This window comes from Mycoplana sp. 10N416 (genome assembly GCF_056394765.1).
On the sequence record NZ_JBFTIM010000009.1, the window covers coordinates 207342 to 225306 of the forward strand.

The 17965-nt window shown below is 63.3% G+C and carries 17 protein-coding genes; 11 read left to right on the forward strand and 6 right to left on the reverse strand.

What is annotated here, in order from left to right; translation table 11 throughout:
* Window positions 1-102: 102 nt before the first annotated feature.
* The 8 genes from AC1DDS_RS19245 to AC1DDS_RS19280 all read left to right on the forward strand — a co-directional run bounded on the left by AC1DDS_RS19245 (window position 103) and on the right by AC1DDS_RS19280 (window position 7236).
* A complete protein-coding gene (locus AC1DDS_RS19245; RefSeq protein WP_310411255.1) occupies window positions 103-834 on the forward strand; it encodes an ABC transporter permease in 732 nt (243 codons plus the stop codon).
* Window positions 834-1655, forward strand: a complete 822-nt coding sequence (locus AC1DDS_RS19250; RefSeq protein ID WP_477480342.1) for an ABC transporter permease subunit — start codon at window positions 834-836, stop codon at window positions 1653-1655. The genes AC1DDS_RS19245 and AC1DDS_RS19250 overlap by 1 nt, the downstream gene beginning before the upstream one ends.
* A gap of 1 nt (window position 1656) precedes the next feature.
* Window positions 1657-2826, forward strand: coding sequence for a M20 aminoacylase family protein (locus tag AC1DDS_RS19255; protein WP_310411261.1), 1170 nt, complete (start codon window positions 1657-1659; stop codon window positions 2824-2826).
* A 304-nt stretch (window positions 2827-3130) separates the two neighbouring features.
* The gene (locus AC1DDS_RS19260; RefSeq protein WP_310411264.1) at window positions 3131-3373 is read left to right on the forward strand and encodes a hypothetical protein; all 243 of its coding nucleotides are present in this window, start codon (window positions 3131-3133) and stop codon (window positions 3371-3373) included.
* Between the two features lie 291 nt (window positions 3374-3664).
* Window positions 3665-3895, forward strand: a complete 231-nt coding sequence (locus AC1DDS_RS19265) for a hypothetical protein (RefSeq protein ID WP_477480343.1) — start codon at window positions 3665-3667, stop codon at window positions 3893-3895.
* A 195-nt stretch (window positions 3896-4090) separates the two neighbouring features.
* Window positions 4091-5482 carry a cytochrome ubiquinol oxidase subunit I gene (locus AC1DDS_RS19270; RefSeq protein WP_477480344.1) on the forward strand — a complete coding sequence of 464 codons (1392 nt, stop codon included), beginning with the start codon at window positions 4091-4093 and terminating at the stop codon, window positions 5480-5482.
* The gene (gene cydB, locus AC1DDS_RS19275; RefSeq protein WP_310411271.1) at window positions 5479-6483 is read left to right on the forward strand and encodes a cytochrome d ubiquinol oxidase subunit II; all 1005 of its coding nucleotides are present in this window, start codon (window positions 5479-5481) and stop codon (window positions 6481-6483) included. Before AC1DDS_RS19270 ends, cydB begins: the two co-directional genes overlap by 4 nt.
* A gap of 456 nt (window positions 6484-6939) precedes the next feature.
* Window positions 6940-7236, forward strand: coding sequence for a chorismate mutase family protein (locus AC1DDS_RS19280; protein ID WP_477480345.1), 297 nt, complete (start codon window positions 6940-6942; stop codon window positions 7234-7236).
* Between the two features lie 33 nt (window positions 7237-7269).
* On the opposite strand, the gene galE is transcribed toward AC1DDS_RS19280, so the two are convergent.
* The 3 genes from galE to mscL all read right to left on the reverse strand — a co-directional run bounded on the left by galE (window position 7270) and on the right by mscL (window position 10105).
* Window positions 7270-8262, reverse strand: coding sequence for a UDP-glucose 4-epimerase GalE (gene galE / locus AC1DDS_RS19285; RefSeq protein WP_477480346.1), 993 nt, complete (start codon window positions 8260-8262; stop codon window positions 7270-7272).
* Window positions 8263-8343: 81 nt separating this feature from the next.
* The gene (locus AC1DDS_RS19290) at window positions 8344-9510 is read right to left on the reverse strand and encodes a pyridoxal phosphate-dependent aminotransferase (RefSeq protein WP_477480347.1); all 1167 of its coding nucleotides are present in this window, start codon (window positions 9508-9510) and stop codon (window positions 8344-8346) included.
* A 163-nt stretch (window positions 9511-9673) separates the two neighbouring features.
* Window positions 9674-10105 carry a large conductance mechanosensitive channel protein MscL gene (gene mscL / locus AC1DDS_RS19295; protein ID WP_477480348.1) on the reverse strand — a complete coding sequence of 144 codons (432 nt, stop codon included), beginning with the start codon at window positions 10103-10105 and terminating at the stop codon, window positions 9674-9676.
* A gap of 201 nt (window positions 10106-10306) precedes the next feature.
* Between mscL and AC1DDS_RS19300 the strand changes: the two genes are divergently transcribed.
* Window positions 10307-13804 (forward strand): NahK/ErcS family hybrid sensor histidine kinase/response regulator, encoded by a 3498-nt coding sequence (locus AC1DDS_RS19300; RefSeq protein WP_477480349.1) that lies wholly within the window; start codon window positions 10307-10309, stop codon window positions 13802-13804.
* 58 nt (window positions 13805-13862) lie between these two features.
* Here AC1DDS_RS19300 and AC1DDS_RS19305 read toward each other — a convergent pair whose 3' ends face one another.
* Together AC1DDS_RS19305 and AC1DDS_RS19310 are read right to left on the reverse strand one after the other, a co-directional pair.
* Entirely contained in the window at window positions 13863-14516 is a 654-nt protein-coding gene (locus AC1DDS_RS19305) for a response regulator (RefSeq protein WP_477480350.1), read from the reverse strand.
* A gap of 68 nt (window positions 14517-14584) precedes the next feature.
* On the reverse strand, window positions 14585-15016 hold the full coding sequence (locus AC1DDS_RS19310; RefSeq protein ID WP_477480351.1) for a hypothetical protein: 432 nt from the start codon (window positions 15014-15016) through the stop codon (window positions 14585-14587).
* 172 nt (window positions 15017-15188) lie between these two features.
* On the opposite strand from AC1DDS_RS19310, the gene AC1DDS_RS19315 reads away from it, so the two are divergent.
* Window positions 15189-15533: a DUF952 domain-containing protein gene (locus tag AC1DDS_RS19315; protein ID WP_477480352.1), complete on the forward strand. Its 345-nt coding sequence runs from the start codon at window positions 15189-15191 to the stop codon at window positions 15531-15533.
* Window position 15534: 1 nt separating this feature from the next.
* On the forward strand, window positions 15535-16617 hold the full coding sequence (locus AC1DDS_RS19320; protein ID WP_477480353.1) for a quinone-dependent dihydroorotate dehydrogenase: 1083 nt from the start codon (window positions 15535-15537) through the stop codon (window positions 16615-16617).
* Here the strand turns inward: AC1DDS_RS19320 and AC1DDS_RS19325 are convergent.
* On the reverse strand, window positions 16593-17945 hold the full coding sequence (locus AC1DDS_RS19325; RefSeq protein WP_477480354.1) for an MATE family efflux transporter: 1353 nt from the start codon (window positions 17943-17945) through the stop codon (window positions 16593-16595). The genes AC1DDS_RS19320 and AC1DDS_RS19325 overlap by 25 nt on opposite strands.
* Between the last annotated feature and the right edge of the window lie 20 nt (window positions 17946-17965).

Genomic DNA, 17965 nt, shown 5'->3' on the forward strand with positions numbered 1-17965 from the left:
GTCTCGAGCCGTGCCGCGGGAAGCGCGGCACGGCTTCCTGGCTATTACTTTCAATGACTCTTCGGCCGGGCGACCGGTCGGATTCAAACGGATACAAGGTTCATGGCGACCGATCCCGGTAGTTTGATCAATTGGAGCCTTCTGGCGCTGGACCCGCCCGGCTGGGGCGGCGTGCTTCTTGGGGGGCTGCTCAATTCGATTAAGATCGCGGTCGGTGGCTATGCACTCGGGCTCACGCTCGGAACCGGCGGTGCCTTCGGCAAGCTCTATGGCGGACCCGTGCTGAAGGATCTGCTCGAGGTCTACACGACCCTCGTGCGGGCTATCCCGGAACTGGTGCTGATCCTGCTTCTCTACTATGCGGGAACGGATCTTCTGAACCAGCTGATGTCGGCGATCGGCTACGGCCCCGTCGACATCAGCGGGCTTGCCGCCGGCATCTTCGTCATCGGCGTCGTGCAGGGCGCCTATTCGACCGAGGTGCTGCGCGGGGCGATCAAGGCCGTGCCGGCCGGGCAGATCGAGGCTGCCCGCGCCTTCGGCATGTCGCCCGCCCAGATCATGCGGCGTGTGACGCTGCCCGCCATGCTGCCGCATGCCATTCCCGGCCTGTCCAATCTCTGGCTGATCGCGACGAAGGATACCGCCCTTCTCGCCGTCGTCGGCTTCAGCGAGCTGACGCTCGTGACGCGCCAGGCGGCCGGCAGCACCAAGGCCTACCTGCTCTTCTTCTGCGCCGCCGGCGCCCTCTATCTCACCCTTACGCTCGTTTCGAACGTGATCATCCGCATTATTGAAGCCCGCGCGCGGCGCGGCATGGTGGCGACAGCATGATGAGCGAGGGCAGCACGATCGACGCCATGGCGCTCACCGAACTGCCGAACCGGCAAAGCTTCTTCAAGCCGCACCGGATCGCGCTGATGGCAATCGCGGCGATCATGGTCTTCTGCGTCGTCTGGTTCATGCGCTGGGACTGGGTGCCGGAGTATGGCGGTCGGCTCCTGGGAGGCGTCGGCGTCACGCTGCTGATGCTTTTCAGCACCTGCATTCTCGGCTTTCTCTTCGCCCTTCCCATCGGTCTCGTGCAGGTCACCGGCCCCTGGCCGCTGAAGATGCTCGCGAAGGGCTTCTGCACGATCATCCGCGGCACGCCGCTACTGCTCCAGCTCTGGCTGCTCTATTACGGCCTGGGTTCGCTGTTTCCCCAGTTTCCGGCCATCCGGGACTCCTTCCTCTGGCCCTATCTGCGCGAGGCATGGCCCTATGGCCTCGCCGCCCTGACGATCTCGTTCGCCGCCTACGAGGGCGAGGTGATGCGCGGCGCCTTCGCCGGCGTGCCCGCGGGCGAACTGGAGGCGGCCCGCGCCTACGGCATGAGCCGCTGGAAGGTCTTCCGCCGCATCTGGCTCCCGCGCGCAATCCACCGGGCACTGCCGACGTTGAACGGCGAGACGGTGCTGCAGCTGAAATCAACCCCGTTGGTCGCCACCATCACCGTCATCGACGTCTACGCCGTGATCTCAAAGATCCGGCAGATGACCTACCTGACCTACGAGCCCCTGCTCCTGCTTGCACTCATCTACCTTTGCTTGACAGCGATCCTCGTTGTGGGGTTCCGCTATCTCGAAAACAAGATTCCAACCCGTGGTGCCTGACATGAACATTCGCGCTTCCCTCACCAATGCCATCCCGGAACTGGTCGCCATCCGCCACGACCTGCACGCCCATCCAGAACTCGGGCTGGAGGAGGTGCGCACCTCGGACGTGATCGCACGGCATCTCGAAAGCTACGGCTACAAGGTGACGCGCGGACTGGCGAAGACCGGCCTGGTGGCGACGCTCTCGAACGGCACCAGCCGCAAATCGATCGGCATTCGTGCCGACATCGATGCGCTGCCGATCTTCGAGGAAACCGGCCTGCCCTACGCCAGCAAGACGCCCGGCCTGATGCACGCCTGCGGCCACGACGGCCACACGGCCATGCTGCTCGGCGCGGCGCGCGCCATTGCGGAACGGAAGAACTTCGACGGCACGGTGCACCTGATCTTCCAGCCGGCGGAGGAGAATTTCGGCGGCGCGAAGATCATGGTCGAGGAAGGCCTGTTCGACCGCTTCCCGTGCGATGCCGTTTTTGCGCTTCACAACGAGCCGGGCCTGCCCTTCGGCCAGTTCGCCCTGCGCGAAGGCCCGATCATGGCCGCCGTCGACGAGGCGCGCATCACGGTCAACGGTCGGGGCGGGCATGGCGCCGAGCCGCAGGAGACCGCCGATCCGATTGTCACCGGCGCTTCGATCATCATGGCGCTGCAGTCGATCGTATCGCGCAACATCCATCCGCTTGACCCGACCGTCGTCACCGTGGGCTCCTTCCACGGCGGCTCGGCCAGCAACATCATCCCGGAGCGGGCCGAAATCGTCGTCGGCATCCGCTCCTTCGATCCTGGCGTCCGCGACGAGCTGGAACGTCGCATCCGCCTGATCGCCGAGCGCCAGGCTGAAAGCTACGCGATGACCGCGACGGTCGACTACCGGCGCAGCTACGACGCCACCATCAACCACAAGGCCGAAACCGACCTGCTGCGTGATCTCGCCACCCGCTTCGCCGGTGCCGACAAGGTGGTCGATCTGCCGCGACCGTTCATGGGCAGCGAAGATTTCGCCTACATGCTGAAGGAGCGCCCCGGCAGCTACTTCTTCCTCGGCGCCAAGGCGTCGGACCAGGCAAAGCCGCTGCATCATCCCGGCTTCAACTTCAACGACGACCTGCTGCCGATCGGCGCGGCTTTCTGGACGGAGCTCACCGAGAGCTATCTCAGACCCGTCTGAGGCCGAGTAAGGGCTAAACTTTCTAAGAGCGGCGCTAAAGAATGCGCCGCTTTTCTTTTGAGGTACGCGGTACCCGAATCCGCTCCATTTTCACGGCCCGCTGGGGCCACGACCCTCCAATTGTAGTAAGCGCGTGGCGCTCTTCGCCCCCGGAAAGGCCGGATCGGCCCGCTGTTTTTCAGCGATCACTAAAACGTGACGATTTTTCGTTTGACACCCCACTTAACACAACCCGCCTTTACCCCATATGATTCGTTTGCTGCACGAGGATGTCCGATGTTCCCCGCAATCAAAGGACCTCACCATGAAGACATTCGTTGTATCGATTGCTGTCGTGGCCGTTTCGGCCACTGGTGCATTTGCAGTTACCGCAAATTTTGATCGCGCAAGGTTCGGAGATCCGATCATCGCGTCCAATGAAAGCATGATAGACAATACCATGACCGGGTCGGTCGAACTGCAGACCTGCAAGTTTGGCGTCAAGACGGTGCGGCGTTGCGCCGATCCTTCAGCCAAGCCGGTTCAAGAGGGTTCCCAGAAGAATTGAACCCGCGATGACATCGGTCCCCGGATGACCGCCTTGCGGCTGGCGGTTGGTCGGGGACCCTTCCGTGCCAACCAATCGGCGTCGGCCCCGCGATCAGACACGGGTTTTCTTCCCCGCTCCATCGGGGCAGCGTGACCGTGCGTTCATCCTCCAAGCGGTGGATCGCTTCACTGCCGGGGGCTGACCACGTTTGGTCAATGTTCCTTTTATATCAGATTCTATTAAAATACAGTGAACGGCCCTTTTGCGGCACTGGGCCTTGTGACCGGGCAGAGCTCCGAGGATCTAAAAATGAAACGCCTTGTCGTTGCCGCTGCGGTTCTGGCGCTGCCCGCAACCGCTGCCTCCGCCTTCCCGCAAAGCTTCGGCTTGCCTCATTTTGTCCAGGTCGACGAGTGGCTGGGCAATGGCGGCCTCGCCCGGAAGGAGACCGGACGGATCGGAGAAAGGCCTTGCAATGCGGTCGACGGGCACTGCGCCGAACGAAAGCATAGCCACAACTGGCAAATGCCGTTGAAGTGACTGTGCCGGAGTCCTCCGGAGTGCTTGCGGAACGCATCCCCGCCCCTGCTGTTTCCCGCGCGCGGTAACGTCCGTTTGACAACCTGCCGTTCGCATCGGAATTGACGTTTCGCCGTTCCGCGCCACATTCATTATATGTCCGCGCCGACCGCGGCTTGCTTTCGCCCGGCCCGACTGGCCGAGGAAGGATGCACGATGCTGGATACTGCTCTCCTGGCCCGGCTCCAATTCGCCTTCACGATGTCGTTCCACATCATCTTCCCCGCCTTCTCGATCGGCCTTGCCAGCTATCTGGCGGTACTGAACGGGCTTTGGCTGTGGAAGAAGGACGAGGTCTATCGGGAGCTATTCGACTTCTGGAAGACGATCTTCGCGCTTGTCTTTGGCATGGGGGTCGTGTCTGGCATCGTCATGACCTACCAGTTCGGCACGAACTGGGCCGTCTTCTCGGACAAGGCCGGGCCGGTCATCGGGCCGTTGATGGGCTACGAGGTGCTGACGGCCTTCTTCCTTGAAGCCGGCTTTCTCGGCATCATGCTGTTTGGCTTGAACCGGGTCGGTGCCGGCTTGCACTTCTTGGCCACCTGCATGGTGGCACTAGGCACGCTGATCTCGGCCACCTGGATCCTCGCGGCGAACTCCTGGATGCAAACCCCTGCCGGGTTCGCCATGAATGCCGCCGGACAATTCGTCCCAACGGACTGGTGGGCGGTCATTTTCAGTCCGTCGTTCCCCTACCGGCTCGTGCACATGGTGCTCGCCGCCTACCTGACCACCGCCTTCGTGGTCGGCGCTGTCGGCGCGTGGCATCTCCTGAGGAACACAGCACACCGGCGCTCGTACACCATGTTCTCGATGGCCATGTGGATGGCGGCGATCGTCGCACCGATCCAGATCTTTGCCGGTGATCTACACGGCCTGAACACGCTGGAACACCAGCCGACGAAGGTCATGGCCATGGAGGGTCACTTAGACAGCCATCCGCAGGGCGCACCGCTCATCCTCGTCGGCATTCCCAACCAGACGGAAAAGAGAGTGGACTACGCGATCGAAATCCCGAAACTCTCCAGCCTCATCCTCAAGCACAGCCTTGATGCGCCGCTCGACGGGCTCGATACCGTGCCGGACGAACTGGAACCGCCGGTCGCGATCGTCTTCTGGTCCTTCCGCATCATGGTCGCCATCGGCTTTGCGATGCTCGGCATCGGCGGGTGGTCGCTGTGGTGCCGCTGGCGGGGAACGCTCGCATCGAACCGCTGGCTCCATCGTGCCGCGGTGCTGCTGGGACCGGCGGGCTTCGTGGCGGTCCTGTGCGGCTGGGTGACGACCGAGGTCGGGCGGCAACCCTATACGGTCTACGGGCACATGTTGACGGCGCAATCGCACTCACCGATCGACGCGCCCGCGGTTGCAACCTCACTGACCGCCTTCGTCATCGTCTACTTCCTCGTTTTCGGTGCCGGCACCTTCTACATCCTGCGCCTGATGTCGCGCCTGCCGCATGACGCTAGGCCGGATCTGGAGGAGGGTCCCCTTCGCTCCGCCGGCATCACGCCGGCACACAGTCACAAGGGGAGCACGCCATGACCATCGACCTTCCCTTCATCTGGGCCGCGATCATCGCTTTTGCGGTCTTGGCCTATGTCATCCTTGACGGGTTCGACCTCGGTGTCGGCATCCTCTTCCCCTTCTTTCCCGAAAAGCACGACCGCGACGTGATGATGAACTCGGTCGCCCCCGTCTGGGATGGCAATGAAACCTGGCTGGTGCTGGGCGGCGGCGGGCTGATGGCCGTCTTTCCGCTCGCCTATGCGACGATCCTGCCGGCCCTCTACATGCCGCTTATCGCGATGCTGCTCGGGCTGATCTTTCGCGGCGTCGCGTTCGAGTACCGGTGGCGCACCCGGCGCGGCGAGTTCCTCTGGGACGGCGCCTTCACTGGCGGCTCCATGGTCGCCACCTTCGCCCAGGGGGTCGCACTCGGCGCCCTTGTCCAGGGCATTCCGGTCGAAAACCGGACCTATGCCGGCGGGTGGTGGGACTGGCTGACACCGTTCTCGATCGCCACCGGCGTGGCGCTTTTGATCGGCTACGCGCTGCTCGGCTCCACCTGGCTGGTGATGAAAACAAGCGGCGACCTTGCCGCGCGCGCCCGCGTCCATGCACTTCGCGCTGCAATCGGAACGCTTGTCGCAATGGGTGTCTTCAGCCTTTGGACACCCTTCCTCGAACCCGCCTACCTCAATCGCTGGTTCGGCTGGCCGACCGCCATCTTCAGCATCGTCGTTCCCCTGCTCGTGCTGGGGTGTTTCCTGCTTCTGCTTCGGGGCTTGCGTAGCGAACACGATAGCCAGCCCTTCCTGGCGGCACTCGGCCTGTTCGTGCTCGGCTTTGCCGGCATTGGGATCAGTTTCTACCCCTACATGGTCCCCACTTCGCTGACGATCTGGGAAGCGGCGGCGCCGGAGGAGAGCCTGGTCTTCCTGCTCGTCGGCACCATTGTGCTGGTGCCGATCATCCTGACCTATACGGCCTATGCCTACTGGGTCTTCCGCGGCAAGGTCGATCCGGAAGAGGGATATCACTGATGGCTGCGGGCGGAATCGGCCGAAAGCTGTTGTGGTTCGCAGGCCTATGGATCGCCGGCGTCGCGACCGTCGCCCTTGTTGGCCTTATCATCAGGTTCGCGCTGGGCGCTTGAGCGCCGCGGCCACAGAATTGCTCGGTTACGGCAAGTTTTTTGCTGCCGTTCCGGTATTGCATCCCTATCGCCTCACCTAAGGTAAGCCCGCCACCACCAATGCAACCCTTTAGTGCTTGTTAATTTAAGGCTCGCTCAAGCTTCGTGTTCTAGGTTGTCCTTGGCCAGCATACGGGACCGCCGGAAACAGGAACAGGACCGCACCCTCCCTGTCTTTCGCGCGGTCCCTATGTGGCACGGCGCCGCCGCAGGCGCTTTCATCTTTCCTCTCTCCTCCCGCTTTGTTACAGCCAACCGCAATGACCGCGGGGCAAGCGCACGCGAACAAGACCGGAGACAGAGAATGCCTGAGACAGCAGCCGAATGCCGGACCATGGCGGAAATCCGCGAGAACATCGACCGGATCGACCGCGCGCTGATGCAGCTGTTCGCCGAGCGCTGGACCTTCATCGGCCGCGCGGCCGAGATCAAGGCGGGACTTGGCCTGAAGGCCGACATTCCGGCGCGCGTCGACGAAGTCCGCACCAATGCACGCGAAAACGCGCGGCAGCATGGTCTCGACGAAGCGTTCTACGACGACCTGTGGAACAGGCTGATCCAGCACTCGATTGCCTATGAGGCAGAACGTCTCGGCGAATAAGGTGCCGCTCCTGCCGGCGCCAGAGCCGCGATGTCAGATCTGGTTGCGACGGGCGAGGTGATCTTCCCAGTCGAGCGCCGTGCGGACGATGAAGGCAAGATCGTCGTGCTTTGGCTGCCAGTTCAGCTCCCGCATTGCCACTGCGGGGTTGGCGACGATCGACACGGCATCGCCCGGGCGCCGGCCGGCGATCCGCACCGGAAAGTCCACGCCCGAAACCTCCTTGACGCGATTCAGCACCTCCAGCACGGAGAAACCGCGACCATAGCCGCAGTTGGCGACGATCGAGCCGCCGCCAGCGCGCATGCGTTCAAGTGCCTTCAGATGAGCGTTCGCAAGGTCGCTGACATGGATGTAGTCGCGAATGCAGGTTCCGTCCGACGTGGGATAATCCGTACCGAAGACGTCCATGCCCCGCCTCTTGCCGAGCACAGCCTCTGCGGCGACCTTGATCAGGTGCGTCGCCCCTTTCGTCGACTGGCCGGTGCGGCCGCGCGGATCAGCTCCGGCGACGTTGAAATAGCGCAGCGCCGTGTAGGCGAAATCATGCGCGAGCGCGGTGTCGCGCAACATGATCTCCGTCATCAGCTTCGACGCGCCGTAGGGAGATTCCGGTCGCAGCGGTGCCGTCTCCTCGACCGGGTCTGCCGTGTCCGGCGTGCCATAGACCGCCGCGGTGGACGAAAAGACGAAGTGGGGGACCCTCGCCTCCACCGCCGCGGCGATCAGTGCGCGCGACTTGACGGTGTTGTTCTCGTAGTAGCTCAGCGGATCGGCCACCGATTCAGGCACGATGATCGACCCGGCGAAGTGGATGATGGCATCGATTCGGTTCTCTGCGAAAACTCGCTGCAGCAGTTCGCGATCGGCGATGTCACCTTCGTAGAAGCGGGCCTCGGGTGCGACCGCCCAGCGGAAGCCGGTGGAGAGCCGGTCGATGACGACGACGTCTTCGCCGGCGTCACACAGCGCCCACACCATGTGCGAGCCGATATAGCCTGCTCCTCCTGTTACCAGTACCGCCATCGGGGTCCCTTCCAACTCTCGTGTCAATATCGACGCATAGAAGCGCCATGGCGGTGAAGAAGCAATGCGGCGGTTTTTAGCCTAGAGCGATGCGATGTAGCGCGACAGTCGCTCGGCGGCCTCGGCCACCTGGGTGGGATCGCGCAGGAAGCAGGCACGCATGAAGAGCGAACCGCCCTTACCAAAAGCCGTGCCAGGCGCGAGCCCCACGCCGGTCTTGTCGACGATGTCGAGAGCCGTCTGGCGGACGTCGTTGACGCCGTCGATCTTCAGAAAGGCGTAGATGGCGCCATCCGGCTTCAATGTCTCGACGCGGTTCGTGGCGATCAGCGCATCGCAGAGCAAATCGCGCGAGCGGGTCGCTTTTTCGATGTTGGACCGGACGAAATCGTCACCCGCGTCGAGGGCTGCGACCGCGCCCTTCTGCAGGAATTGCGCCACGCCGGAGGTGGAGTACTGGACGAGATTCTCGATGACCTGCCCTATCTCAGGCGGGGCGACGATCCAGCCGACACGCCAGCCGGTCATCGACCAGTTCTTCGAGAACGAGTTGACGAAGACGATCCGGTCGCCTTCGTCCATCACATCGAGGAAGGATGGAGCCCTGCCGCCGGCATAGTAGTAGAGAGCGTAGATCTCGTCGGCCATGATCCAGAGGCCGCGGCGGCGCGCGATTTCGAGAATTGCCCTGAGGTCGTCGCGTGTCGCTGTCCAGCCGGTCGGATTCGAGGGCGTATTGATAAAGAGAGCCTTCGTCCGGGGCGTAATCGCCGCCTCCAGCCGCGCCAGATCCAGTTGCCAGCGCCCGCCGGTGAATTCTAGCGGAACGGCCAGCGGGCGAATGCCGGCGATCTCGGCGGCGGCGGCGAAATTCGGCCAGGCCGGACTCAGATAGACCATCTCGTCCCCGGGGGAAGCAATCGCCTGAAGCGTCAGTTGGATCGCCTGCATGCCGGAGCCGACCACGTAGAAGTGCTCGGGCGAGAGTGCGCGGCCGAACTGACGATCGTAGTAGCGCGAGAGCGCCTGGCGCAGTTCCGGTATGCCGCGCTGCCAGGTATAAAAGGTCTCGCCGGCCGTCAAAGCCTCCATCGCCGCGTCGGAGATGAAGGACGGCGTGGGCAGGTCGCCTTCGCCGACCCAGAGCGGGATGAGCCCTTCCCGACCGCGCGCGTAGTTCACCACTTCGACGATGCCGCTTTCCGGCGCCTGCAGCGCCCGCGGGCTCAGGCTATTGACAATATTCATGACTTCTCCGCTGCGGGCGGCGCGCGTTCAATGCCGGCCGACCGTCTCCGATCGATCTCTAACGGAATTTCGGTGCCCGATCACGCGAGTTTGTCTGACACTCCGATCGATTTCGGTGATGAAGGCGCGACCCGGCTCGCATTTGCCAGATCCTGGCGGGGGATCACACCGAGGATCGCGTCTTCAGGAGGTCGCGGATTTCCGTCAGCAACTGGACGTCTTCCGGCGGCGGCGCCGCTTCTGCCTCCTTTTGCTTCTCGACGCTGGTGCGGACACGGTTCACGCCCTTAATCATCAGGAAAATGATCCAGGCGAGGATCAGGAAGTTGATCAGGGCGGTGATGAAGCTGCCATAGGCAAAAACCGCCCCCTGCTCGCGCGCAGCGGCCAGCGTGCTCGCGGTGACAGTCGAGGACAGCGGCAGGAAATAGTTCGAGAAGTCGAAGCCGCCGCCCGTGAGCGCCCCGACGATCGGCATGACCAGGTCATTGACGACCGATTCGACGATCTTGCTGAAGGCCGCACCGATGATGACGCCGACGGCGAGATCCATCACATTGCCGCGGGCAATGAACGCCTTGAATTCGTTGAGCATGTGCATCTCCTGTTGCTGCCTGCATCTCCAACCTAATGCAGTTTTTCGTCGCATGGAACACCCATTGCGCGCCACTGGCGATCCTGCAACCTTTCCGGAATTTATCGGACTTAAGGCTAAGCCGCATTCGATTTTCTTTGCCGTTTGAATGCCCTATTGTGCCGGGCGGCGGGTAAGGGTCCCGCCAATCTGGGAGGACGCATGCTGCCCGGCTGGACCATCTTCGCCGCGGCCTTCGCCTATCTGCTGCTGCTTTTCGCGGTGGCCACCTACGGCGACAGGAAGACGCGCGCACCGGACGCGGCCACCCGCGGTCGGCCGCTGGTCTACGCGCTCAGCCTCGCCATCTATTGCACCTCCTGGACCTATTTCGGCGGCGTCGGCCTTGCCAGCGTCCAGGGACCGGAATTCCTCGGGATCTACATCGGCCCGATCCTGATGTTCACGCTGGGACTTCCGCTGATCCGCCGGATCGTCGGACTGGCAAAGTCCGAGCGCCTGACCTCCATCGCCGATTTTGTCGGCGCACGCTACGGGAAGAGCCCGGGCGTGGCGGCAATCGTCGCGCTCATCGCGCTCATCGGGGCCATTCCCTACATCGCGCTCCAACTGAAGGCGGTGTCGAGTTCGGTCAAGGTCGTGGTCGATTTCTACGAATACGGCTTTGCGGAGAGCCATTCCATCATCGACCTGCCACTGATCGTCTCCCTGTTCCTTGCATGCTTCGCCGCGATCTTTGGCACGCGACACACGGACGCGACGGAACATCAGGACGGCCTGATCCTGGCGATCTCAATGGAGTCGGTCGTCAAGCTTTTCGCTTTCGCGACCGTCGGCGTCTATGTCGTCTATTTCATGTTCGACGGGCTTGGCGACCTTTGGCTGCGTGCCGCCGAGAGCCAGCGCGTCATGACGGCATTGTCGTACGAGACGCCGGTGGCGCGATGGCTGCTGTTGATCGTGCTGTCGGCCTTCGCCATTGTCATGCTGCCACGGCAATTCCATGTGACCGTCGTGGAAAACCGGACTGCCGGGGAACTGCGCACCGCCCGCTACCTGTTTCCGCTCTATCTTCTGGCGATCAACCTGTTCGTGCTGCCCGTGGCGATCGGCGGCCTGCTCACCTTCCAGGGTTTGGGCGACGCCGATCTCTACGTGCTGGCGCTGCCATTGGCGCAGGGCCAGCCGATCCTGACGCTCGTCTCTTTCATCGGCGGTTTTTCGGCCGCCACGGCCATGGTGATCGTCGAATGCGTGGCGCTGTCGATCATGATCTCCAACGATATCGTCATCCCCGTCGTTCTCCGGCGCAACCTGATCGGCAAGGCCGAGCCGCAAGAGGACCTGACGAGAACACTGCTGCGTATTCGCAGGCTTGCGATCTTCTTCGTTCTGCTGCTCGGCTATGCCTACTATCGGTTTTCCACCTCGAACGCCGGCCTGGCCTCGATCGGGCTGCTCGCCTTTGCCGCAATCGCCCAGGTGGCGCCCGCCCTGCTCGGCGGCCTTCTGTGGCGCCAGGCGAACGCCCGGGGCGCGATTGCCGGCATGGTTTCCGGCCTGCTGGTCTGGGCCTACCTGCTCTTCCTGCCGAGCCTCGGCCTAAGCGAGAACTCCGGCCTGGCGACGTCTATCCTCGGCTTTCTGCTGCCGGGGGTCGGCGTATTTTCCGGAGAGAAGGCCGATCCATTGGTCGCTGCCTCCGTTTTGGCGCTGCTTGTCAACACCGGCGCTTTCATCATTGGCTCACTGTCGCGCAACCCGACGAACAGCGAGCGCCTGCAAGCAAACATTTTCATCCACTCGCGCCCCCAGCTCGAGCGTGCCTTCCGTGGCAGCAAGACGAAGGTGACGGTCCGCGATCTGAAGAACACCGTCGCCACCTACCTTGGCGAGGAGCGGACCGAACGCTCGTTCCACACCTATGAGCAGCAAGCCGGCCGATGGCTCGAGGACAACAAGCCCGCCGACATCGCGCTCATCCACTTCTCCGAGCAGGTGCTCGGCAGTGCGATCGGCTCCTCCTCGGCACGGCTCGTCCTGTCGCTCACGCTACAGCGGATCGACGATACCACCGCCGACACAAGCTGGCTGCTCGACCAGGCCAGCGAGGCCCTGCAGTACAATCAGGGCATACTCCAGACGGCCCTCGGCCGGATGAACCAGGGAATTGCCGTATTCGACAGCGCGAACAATCTTACGGTGTGGAACCGCCGGTTTCGCGAGTTGCTCGATCTGCCCGAACAGGTCGGCCAGGTCGGCTTCGCGCTCACCGACGTGATCGACATCCTCGTCGCGGAGGGTCATGTCGCCGCGGCTGAAAGGCGGGCGATTCTCAATGGCATCATGGAATTCGATCAGCCGCTCCAACTCGTCTTGTCGGGCGGTCGCCGCATCGTCGAAGTTGTCTCCAACGCCATCCCTGACAAGGGGTTCGTCGCAACCTTCACCGACATTACCGAACGGGTCGAAGCCGACCGGGCGCTGAAGCTCGCAAACGAGACGCTGGAACTTCGCGTCGATGAACGCACCGCCGAACTGACCCGGGTCAACACCGAGCTGGCCGAAGCGCGCGCCGCCGCCGACGAGGCCAATCTCGGCAAGACACGGTTCTTCGCCGCCGCCGGACACGACATTTTGCAGCCGCTCAATGCCGCCCGGCTCTATTCCACGTCCCTGGTCGAACGGCTCGGCGATTCCGAGAACCGGCCGTTGGTCCAGAATATCGATTCCTCGCTGGAGTCGGTCGAAACCATTCTTGGCGCGGTTCTGGACATTTCCCGCCTCGATACCGGGGCAATGAAGCCGCGTCTGGAAATCGTGCGCCTCGACGACCTGCTGAAGCGGATCGAGACCGATTTTGCGCCAATGGCGCGGGCGAAGAACCTGACGCTGACGGTCGTGGCGAGCTCCCTTGCGGTGCGGAGCGATCCGAACCTGTTGCGGCGCCTCGTGCAGAACCTCGTCTCCAACGCGATCAAATACACCAATTCCGGCAAGGTGCTTGTCGGGGTGCGGCGTAAGGGCGGATATGCAAGCGTCCAGGTGCTCGACTCCGGCATCGGCATCCCGTCGTCGAAATTTCGCACCGTCTTCAAGGAGTTTATCCGGCTTGACGAAGGAGCCCGCACGGCACCGGGGCTCGGGCTCGGCCTTTCGATCGTCGACCGGATCTCGCGCGTGCTCGGCCATCCCGTCGATCTGCAGTCGACGCCTGGAAGGGGAACAAGTTTCAAGGTCCGCATTCCGATCGATACCATTGCCACCGGCCGCAAAGCCGCCGCAACCAAAGAGCCGCCAGCCGGCGAGCAGTTGCGTGGATTGCGGGTGCTCTGCATCGACAACGAACCGAAGATCCTCGACGGCATGGAACTGCTGTTGACCGGCTGGGGCTGCGAGGTCGTGACTGCGGATTCACTTAATGCAATCGATGTGCTTCTGGCCGGTCACGGCGCGCCGCCAAACGCGATTATCGCCGACTACCATCTGGGCGACGGCACCGGTGTCACGGCGATAGCCCGCGTGCGCGCTGCGCACGGCTCCGATATTCCCGGCCTGCTCATCACGGCCGATCGCTCGGCCGAGGTGCGAATGCTGGCAGAAAATAGCGACATCTCGCTCCAGAACAAGCCGGTGCGTCCCGCTTCGATGCGCGCCTGGCTGACGCGGCTCGCCAATTTGAAGGTCGCCGCGGAATAGCGCCGCCCGACAGCAGCCCGGCACGGCCTTCCCTCGAGCGTGTGCATTGCCAGTGCCGTCAGGCGACGGCGACCGTGGCTCCGATCTTGCCGAGCTGGATGACCGCCTGGGTACGGCTGTCGACGTTCAATTTCAGGAGGATCGCCGAGACATGCGCCTTGATCGTCGCCTCGGAAACGCTGAGCTCATAGGCGATCTGCTTGTTGAGCAACCCCTCCGCCAGCATCGACAGGACCCGCGATTGTTGCGGCGTCAGTGTACGCAGCCGGTTGATCAGATCGCCGATCTCGGCGTCCTGTTCGATACCGCGTTCATAGTCGTCGGGCGTGTAGATATTGCCCTCGAGGACGGTGGCAATCCCCTGGCGGATTTCATCGATCGACGCGGACTTGGAAATGAACCCTGAGGCGCCAAGGTCCAGCGCGCGCCGGATCGTCGCGGCGTCGTCGCTGGCCGAAACGATCACGACCGGCAGGCTCGGCATTTCCGACCGCAGGATCATCAATCCCGAAAGCCCGCTTACGCCGGGCATTGCCAGATCGAGAAGCAGCAGATCAGCGTTCGGATGCAGTTCGGCCGTCGTGCGCGCCGTCTCGAAATCGCCCGCTTCCACGACTTCCGGCGCGTCCCCCATTCCCTGCAAGGCCTGCTTCAGCGCCCCCCGGAACAGCGGATGGTCATCGGCAATGATGATTGTCAGTCCTGTCGTCATGCGGGCTCCCTCCCAAGAGCACAGTCATGATCAGCCCCCCGCTACGCGACATTGAACTGCGGCCGCGCTCAGGTCTTGTCTGGCATCTGGTCCTTCTGGGGGCCGGTCTTCTCCTCCCCACCCTCCAGTGTCTTCACGATATCCATGAAGCGTCGCATCATTCTTTCCATGATGCCCATGGTCCGGTCAATCTCCTCGTCGGTCGGCAGGCGCGGTTTGTCCGCGAAAACGCCTGATCGTTGTGCCTTCTCAAGCGCTTCCACACGCTTCGTCAAACGATCGAGCTCCTGTTCGAAGGCGGCACGCTCGTCCGCAGCCATGCGACAGGTCAATTGACCGGAGGCCTCCTTGCAGACCGACATCTCGCCGGTGACGGTGTCGAGCCGGACGAAGCCATCGGCGTTGCGTTCCATCTGGTAGCGCCCCTCGCCTTCGGCGTTCGATGCCCCTGCCATGATGAGCGGCAGGATGAGCGTAAGGCCGGCAATCGTCTTCCGCATCCGATTTCCTCCTCAAAACGGCCCCGCCCGACGAATTTGTCCGTGGACATTCCCGCGGCGATGCTGCAAGCGCTACTGCGCAATCTGCGTACTTCCCTTCAGGCCAAGTTCGATCCGAAGGGCATGCGCTGGCCGAACAATACGCCCACTCCAACGAGCAGAGAAGCGCGCCATGTCCGACACGATATACAAGATTGTTCCGGCAGGTCTGTGGCAGTCCGCCCGGGCCAGGGGAATGTTCGAGGGCGCCCCTGTCGATCTGGCCGATGGATTCATCCACTTCTCCACCGCAGCACAGGCAGCCGAGACGGCCGCGAAGCATTTCGCCGGCCAGACGGACCTGCTGCTGGTCGCAATCGATGGCGCGGCGCTGGGCAAGGCGCTCGTCTACGAGCCCTCCCGCGGCGGCCAGCTCTTCCCCCACCTCTACGGCGCGCTGCCGCTGGATGCGGTGCTGTGGGAAAAGTCGCTGCCGCTCGGGGCTGATGGCCGGCATGTGTTTCCGGAGATGGACTGACATGACGCTGGCCGCACTCGCCCGCAAGGGGCTGTTTCTTTTCGATCCCGAAGCCGCGCACGGCCTTTCGATCACGGCGCTGAAGAGCGGCCTGGTTCCGTCCTGCCGCCTTCGCCCCGATGCCCGACTGCACCAGACGATTGCTGGTCTCGACTTTCCAAATCCGCTCGGAATGGCCGCCGGCTACGACAAGAATGCAGAGGTGCCCGAAGCCCTGCTTCGCCTCGGCTTTGGCTTTACGGAAATCGGCACGGTTACGCCGAAGCCGCAGCCCGGCAACCCGAAACCGCGCATCTTCCGGCTCACCGCCGACGAAGCGGTCATCAACCGGCTCGGTTTCAACAACGAGGGCCACGCTGCCGCGCTTGAACGGTTGAGAACCTGCTCGCGCCAGTCTCTGATCGGCGTGAACATCGGTGCCAACAAGGACAGCGACGACCGGATCGCAGACTACGTCGCCGGCATCCGCGCTTTCTATGACGTGGCACGCTACTTCACCGCCAACATCTCCTCCCCGAATACGCCGGGGCTACGCGACCTGCAGGCGCGCGAAAGCCTCGCCGCGCTCCTGTCTGCCGTGCTTTCGGCCCGCTCCGAGCAGGCCGGACGGACCGGACGGCATGTTCCCGTCTTTCTCAAGATCGCGCCGGACCTCACCGAAGAGGGGCTGGACGACATCGCCGACGTTGCGCTCGCCCATGACCTCGACGGCCTCATCGTGTCCAACACGACGCTGTCCCGCGACGGGCTGACCGATCGGACCCATGCCGCCGAGGCGGGAGGGCTGTCCGGAAAACCGCTGTTCGAGAAGTCCACCATTGCGCTTGCGAAGATGCGCAAGCGTGTCGGCGACGCGCTATCGATCATTGGCGTCGGCGGCGTCAGCTCGGCAGAGAGAGCGGCGGAAAAGATCCGCGCCGGCGCCGACCTCGTCCAGCTCTATTCGTGCATGGTCTATGCGGGTCCGGGGCTGCCTGCCACCATCGTCCGGGGCCTGTCGGACCTTTGCGACCGCGAGCGCCTTGCCTCGATCCGCGATATCCGCGGCAGCCGCAACAGCTATTGGGCCGATCGGAAGATCTGACCGGCAAGCTTCGGCATGCGCGCGGCCAGAAACAGCCCGCGGAAGGCCAAAAACAGGTTCAGCGACAGCCAGAGCCCGTGATTGCCGAAGAGCGGCACGAAAATGGCAAGGGCGGCCAGATAGCCGACAAAAGCCGCCAGCATCATGTTGCGCATGGCGCGCGACCAGGTCGCACCGATGTAGACGCCGTCCATCTGGAAGGCGAGAGCGCCGGTGACAGCCGTCACGGCCGCCCAGGGGAGATAGGTTGCAGCCTCCGCGCGGACGCTTTCGGTGGTCGTCAAGAGCGCGATGATATCCGTGCCGAAGATAAGGAAGAGCAGCGCCGTCACGGCGCCCAGCCCGAACGACCAGACCATCGTCAGCCTGACCGCCCGATCGAAGGCGGGTCGATAGTCCGCGCCGATCGCCCGGCCGACGATCTGTTCGGCCGCGTTGGCCAGCCCGTCGAGATAATAGCCGGCGACCAGGAAGATGTTCATCAGCACCGCGTTGGCGGCAAGAGACAGCGGGCCGAACGACGAGCCGATACGTGTCATCAACGTAAAAGCGGCCAGCAGCACGAAGGTCCGGATCATGATGTCCCGGTTGAGCGCGAACAGCGCTTTCATGCGCGCAGCCGCAAAGATCGCCCCCTTCGTCGGTCGGTCCGCGCGCTGGAAGCGATACAGAACCAGCCCGAGACCAACCAGCATGCCGGTGGTCTCGCCGATCAGCGCGCCAACGGCAATACCGGCCACGCCGTAGCCATAGCCAAGACCAAGCACGATCGAGAGCGTGATGTTCATGCCGTTGATGATCGCTTGCAGCAGCAAGCCGGTCGTCCCCTGGCCTCGCCCGAGCACGAAGCCCAATATGGCGTAGTTGGAAAGCGCCATGGGCCCGGCCAGCATCCGGATCGAGAAGTAGGTGATGGTCGCCTCCGCCACACCCGGTGGCGGCGCCATCAGCGCAAGCCCTGCCTGTAGAAGCAGGGGCGAGGCAAGCGCGATCAGGAGACCGCAACCGATCGCGATCGCGAGCGCACGCCAGAAGATGGCCTGCTCCTCGCTGCGGTCGCCGCGGCCGAAAGCCTGCGCGACGAGTCCTGTCGTCGACGCGCGCAGGAAGTTGAAGCTACCGAGAATCAGATCAAAGAGTACCGCACCGACCGCAAGCCCCGCCAGTGCGTTCGCCGAACCGAGACGGCCGGCGACGGCGGTATCGGTCAGACCGAGCAGCGGCGTGGTGAGGAATCCAAGCGTCATCGGAATGGCGATCGACAACACCAGACGGTGCGTCACGACAAAAGGGCCTGCCCCCTCGTTTGCCCCGACCGATGCATCCATGCGTCTACCTGCCCTTTGGC

Bases quoted from the DNA above. Each gene is read 5' to 3' on its own strand.
- galE (WP_477480346.1), bottom strand. From the start codon at position 8,262: ATGGCGGTACTGGTAACAGGAGGAGCAGGCTATATCGGCTCGCACATG.
- AC1DDS_RS19305 (WP_477480350.1), bottom strand. From the start codon at position 14,516: ATGACGACAGGACTGACAATCATCATTGCCGATGACCATCCGCTGTTC.
- AC1DDS_RS19280 (WP_477480345.1), top strand. From the start codon at position 6,940: ATGCCTGAGACAGCAGCCGAATGCCGGACCATGGCGGAAATCCGCGAG.
- AC1DDS_RS19250 (WP_477480342.1), top strand. From the start codon at position 834: ATGAGCGAGGGCAGCACGATCGACGCCATGGCGCTCACCGAACTGCCG.
- AC1DDS_RS19245 (WP_310411255.1), top strand. From the start codon at position 103: ATGGCGACCGATCCCGGTAGTTTGATCAATTGGAGCCTTCTGGCGCTG.
- AC1DDS_RS19270 (WP_477480344.1), top strand. From the start codon at position 4,091: ATGCTGGATACTGCTCTCCTGGCCCGGCTCCAATTCGCCTTCACGATG.
- AC1DDS_RS19255 (WP_310411261.1), top strand. From the start codon at position 1,657: ATGAACATTCGCGCTTCCCTCACCAATGCCATCCCGGAACTGGTCGCC.
- cydB (WP_310411271.1), top strand. From the start codon at position 5,479: ATGACCATCGACCTTCCCTTCATCTGGGCCGCGATCATCGCTTTTGCG.
- AC1DDS_RS19320 (WP_477480353.1), top strand. From the start codon at position 15,535: ATGACGCTGGCCGCACTCGCCCGCAAGGGGCTGTTTCTTTTCGATCCC.
- mscL (WP_477480348.1), bottom strand. From the start codon at position 10,105: ATGCTCAACGAATTCAAGGCGTTCATTGCCCGCGGCAATGTGATGGAT.
- AC1DDS_RS19260 (WP_310411264.1), top strand. From the start codon at position 3,131: ATGAAGACATTCGTTGTATCGATTGCTGTCGTGGCCGTTTCGGCCACT.
- AC1DDS_RS19315 (WP_477480352.1), top strand. From the start codon at position 15,189: ATGTCCGACACGATATACAAGATTGTTCCGGCAGGTCTGTGGCAGTCC.
- AC1DDS_RS19325 (WP_477480354.1), bottom strand. From the start codon at position 17,945: ATGGATGCATCGGTCGGGGCAAACGAGGGGGCAGGCCCTTTTGTCGTG.
- AC1DDS_RS19265 (WP_477480343.1), top strand. From the start codon at position 3,665: ATGAAACGCCTTGTCGTTGCCGCTGCGGTTCTGGCGCTGCCCGCAACC.
- AC1DDS_RS19310 (WP_477480351.1), bottom strand. From the start codon at position 15,016: ATGCGGAAGACGATTGCCGGCCTTACGCTCATCCTGCCGCTCATCATG.
- AC1DDS_RS19290 (WP_477480347.1), bottom strand. From the start codon at position 9,510: ATGAATATTGTCAATAGCCTGAGCCCGCGGGCGCTGCAGGCGCCGGAA.
- AC1DDS_RS19300 (WP_477480349.1), top strand. From the start codon at position 10,307: ATGCTGCCCGGCTGGACCATCTTCGCCGCGGCCTTCGCCTATCTGCTG.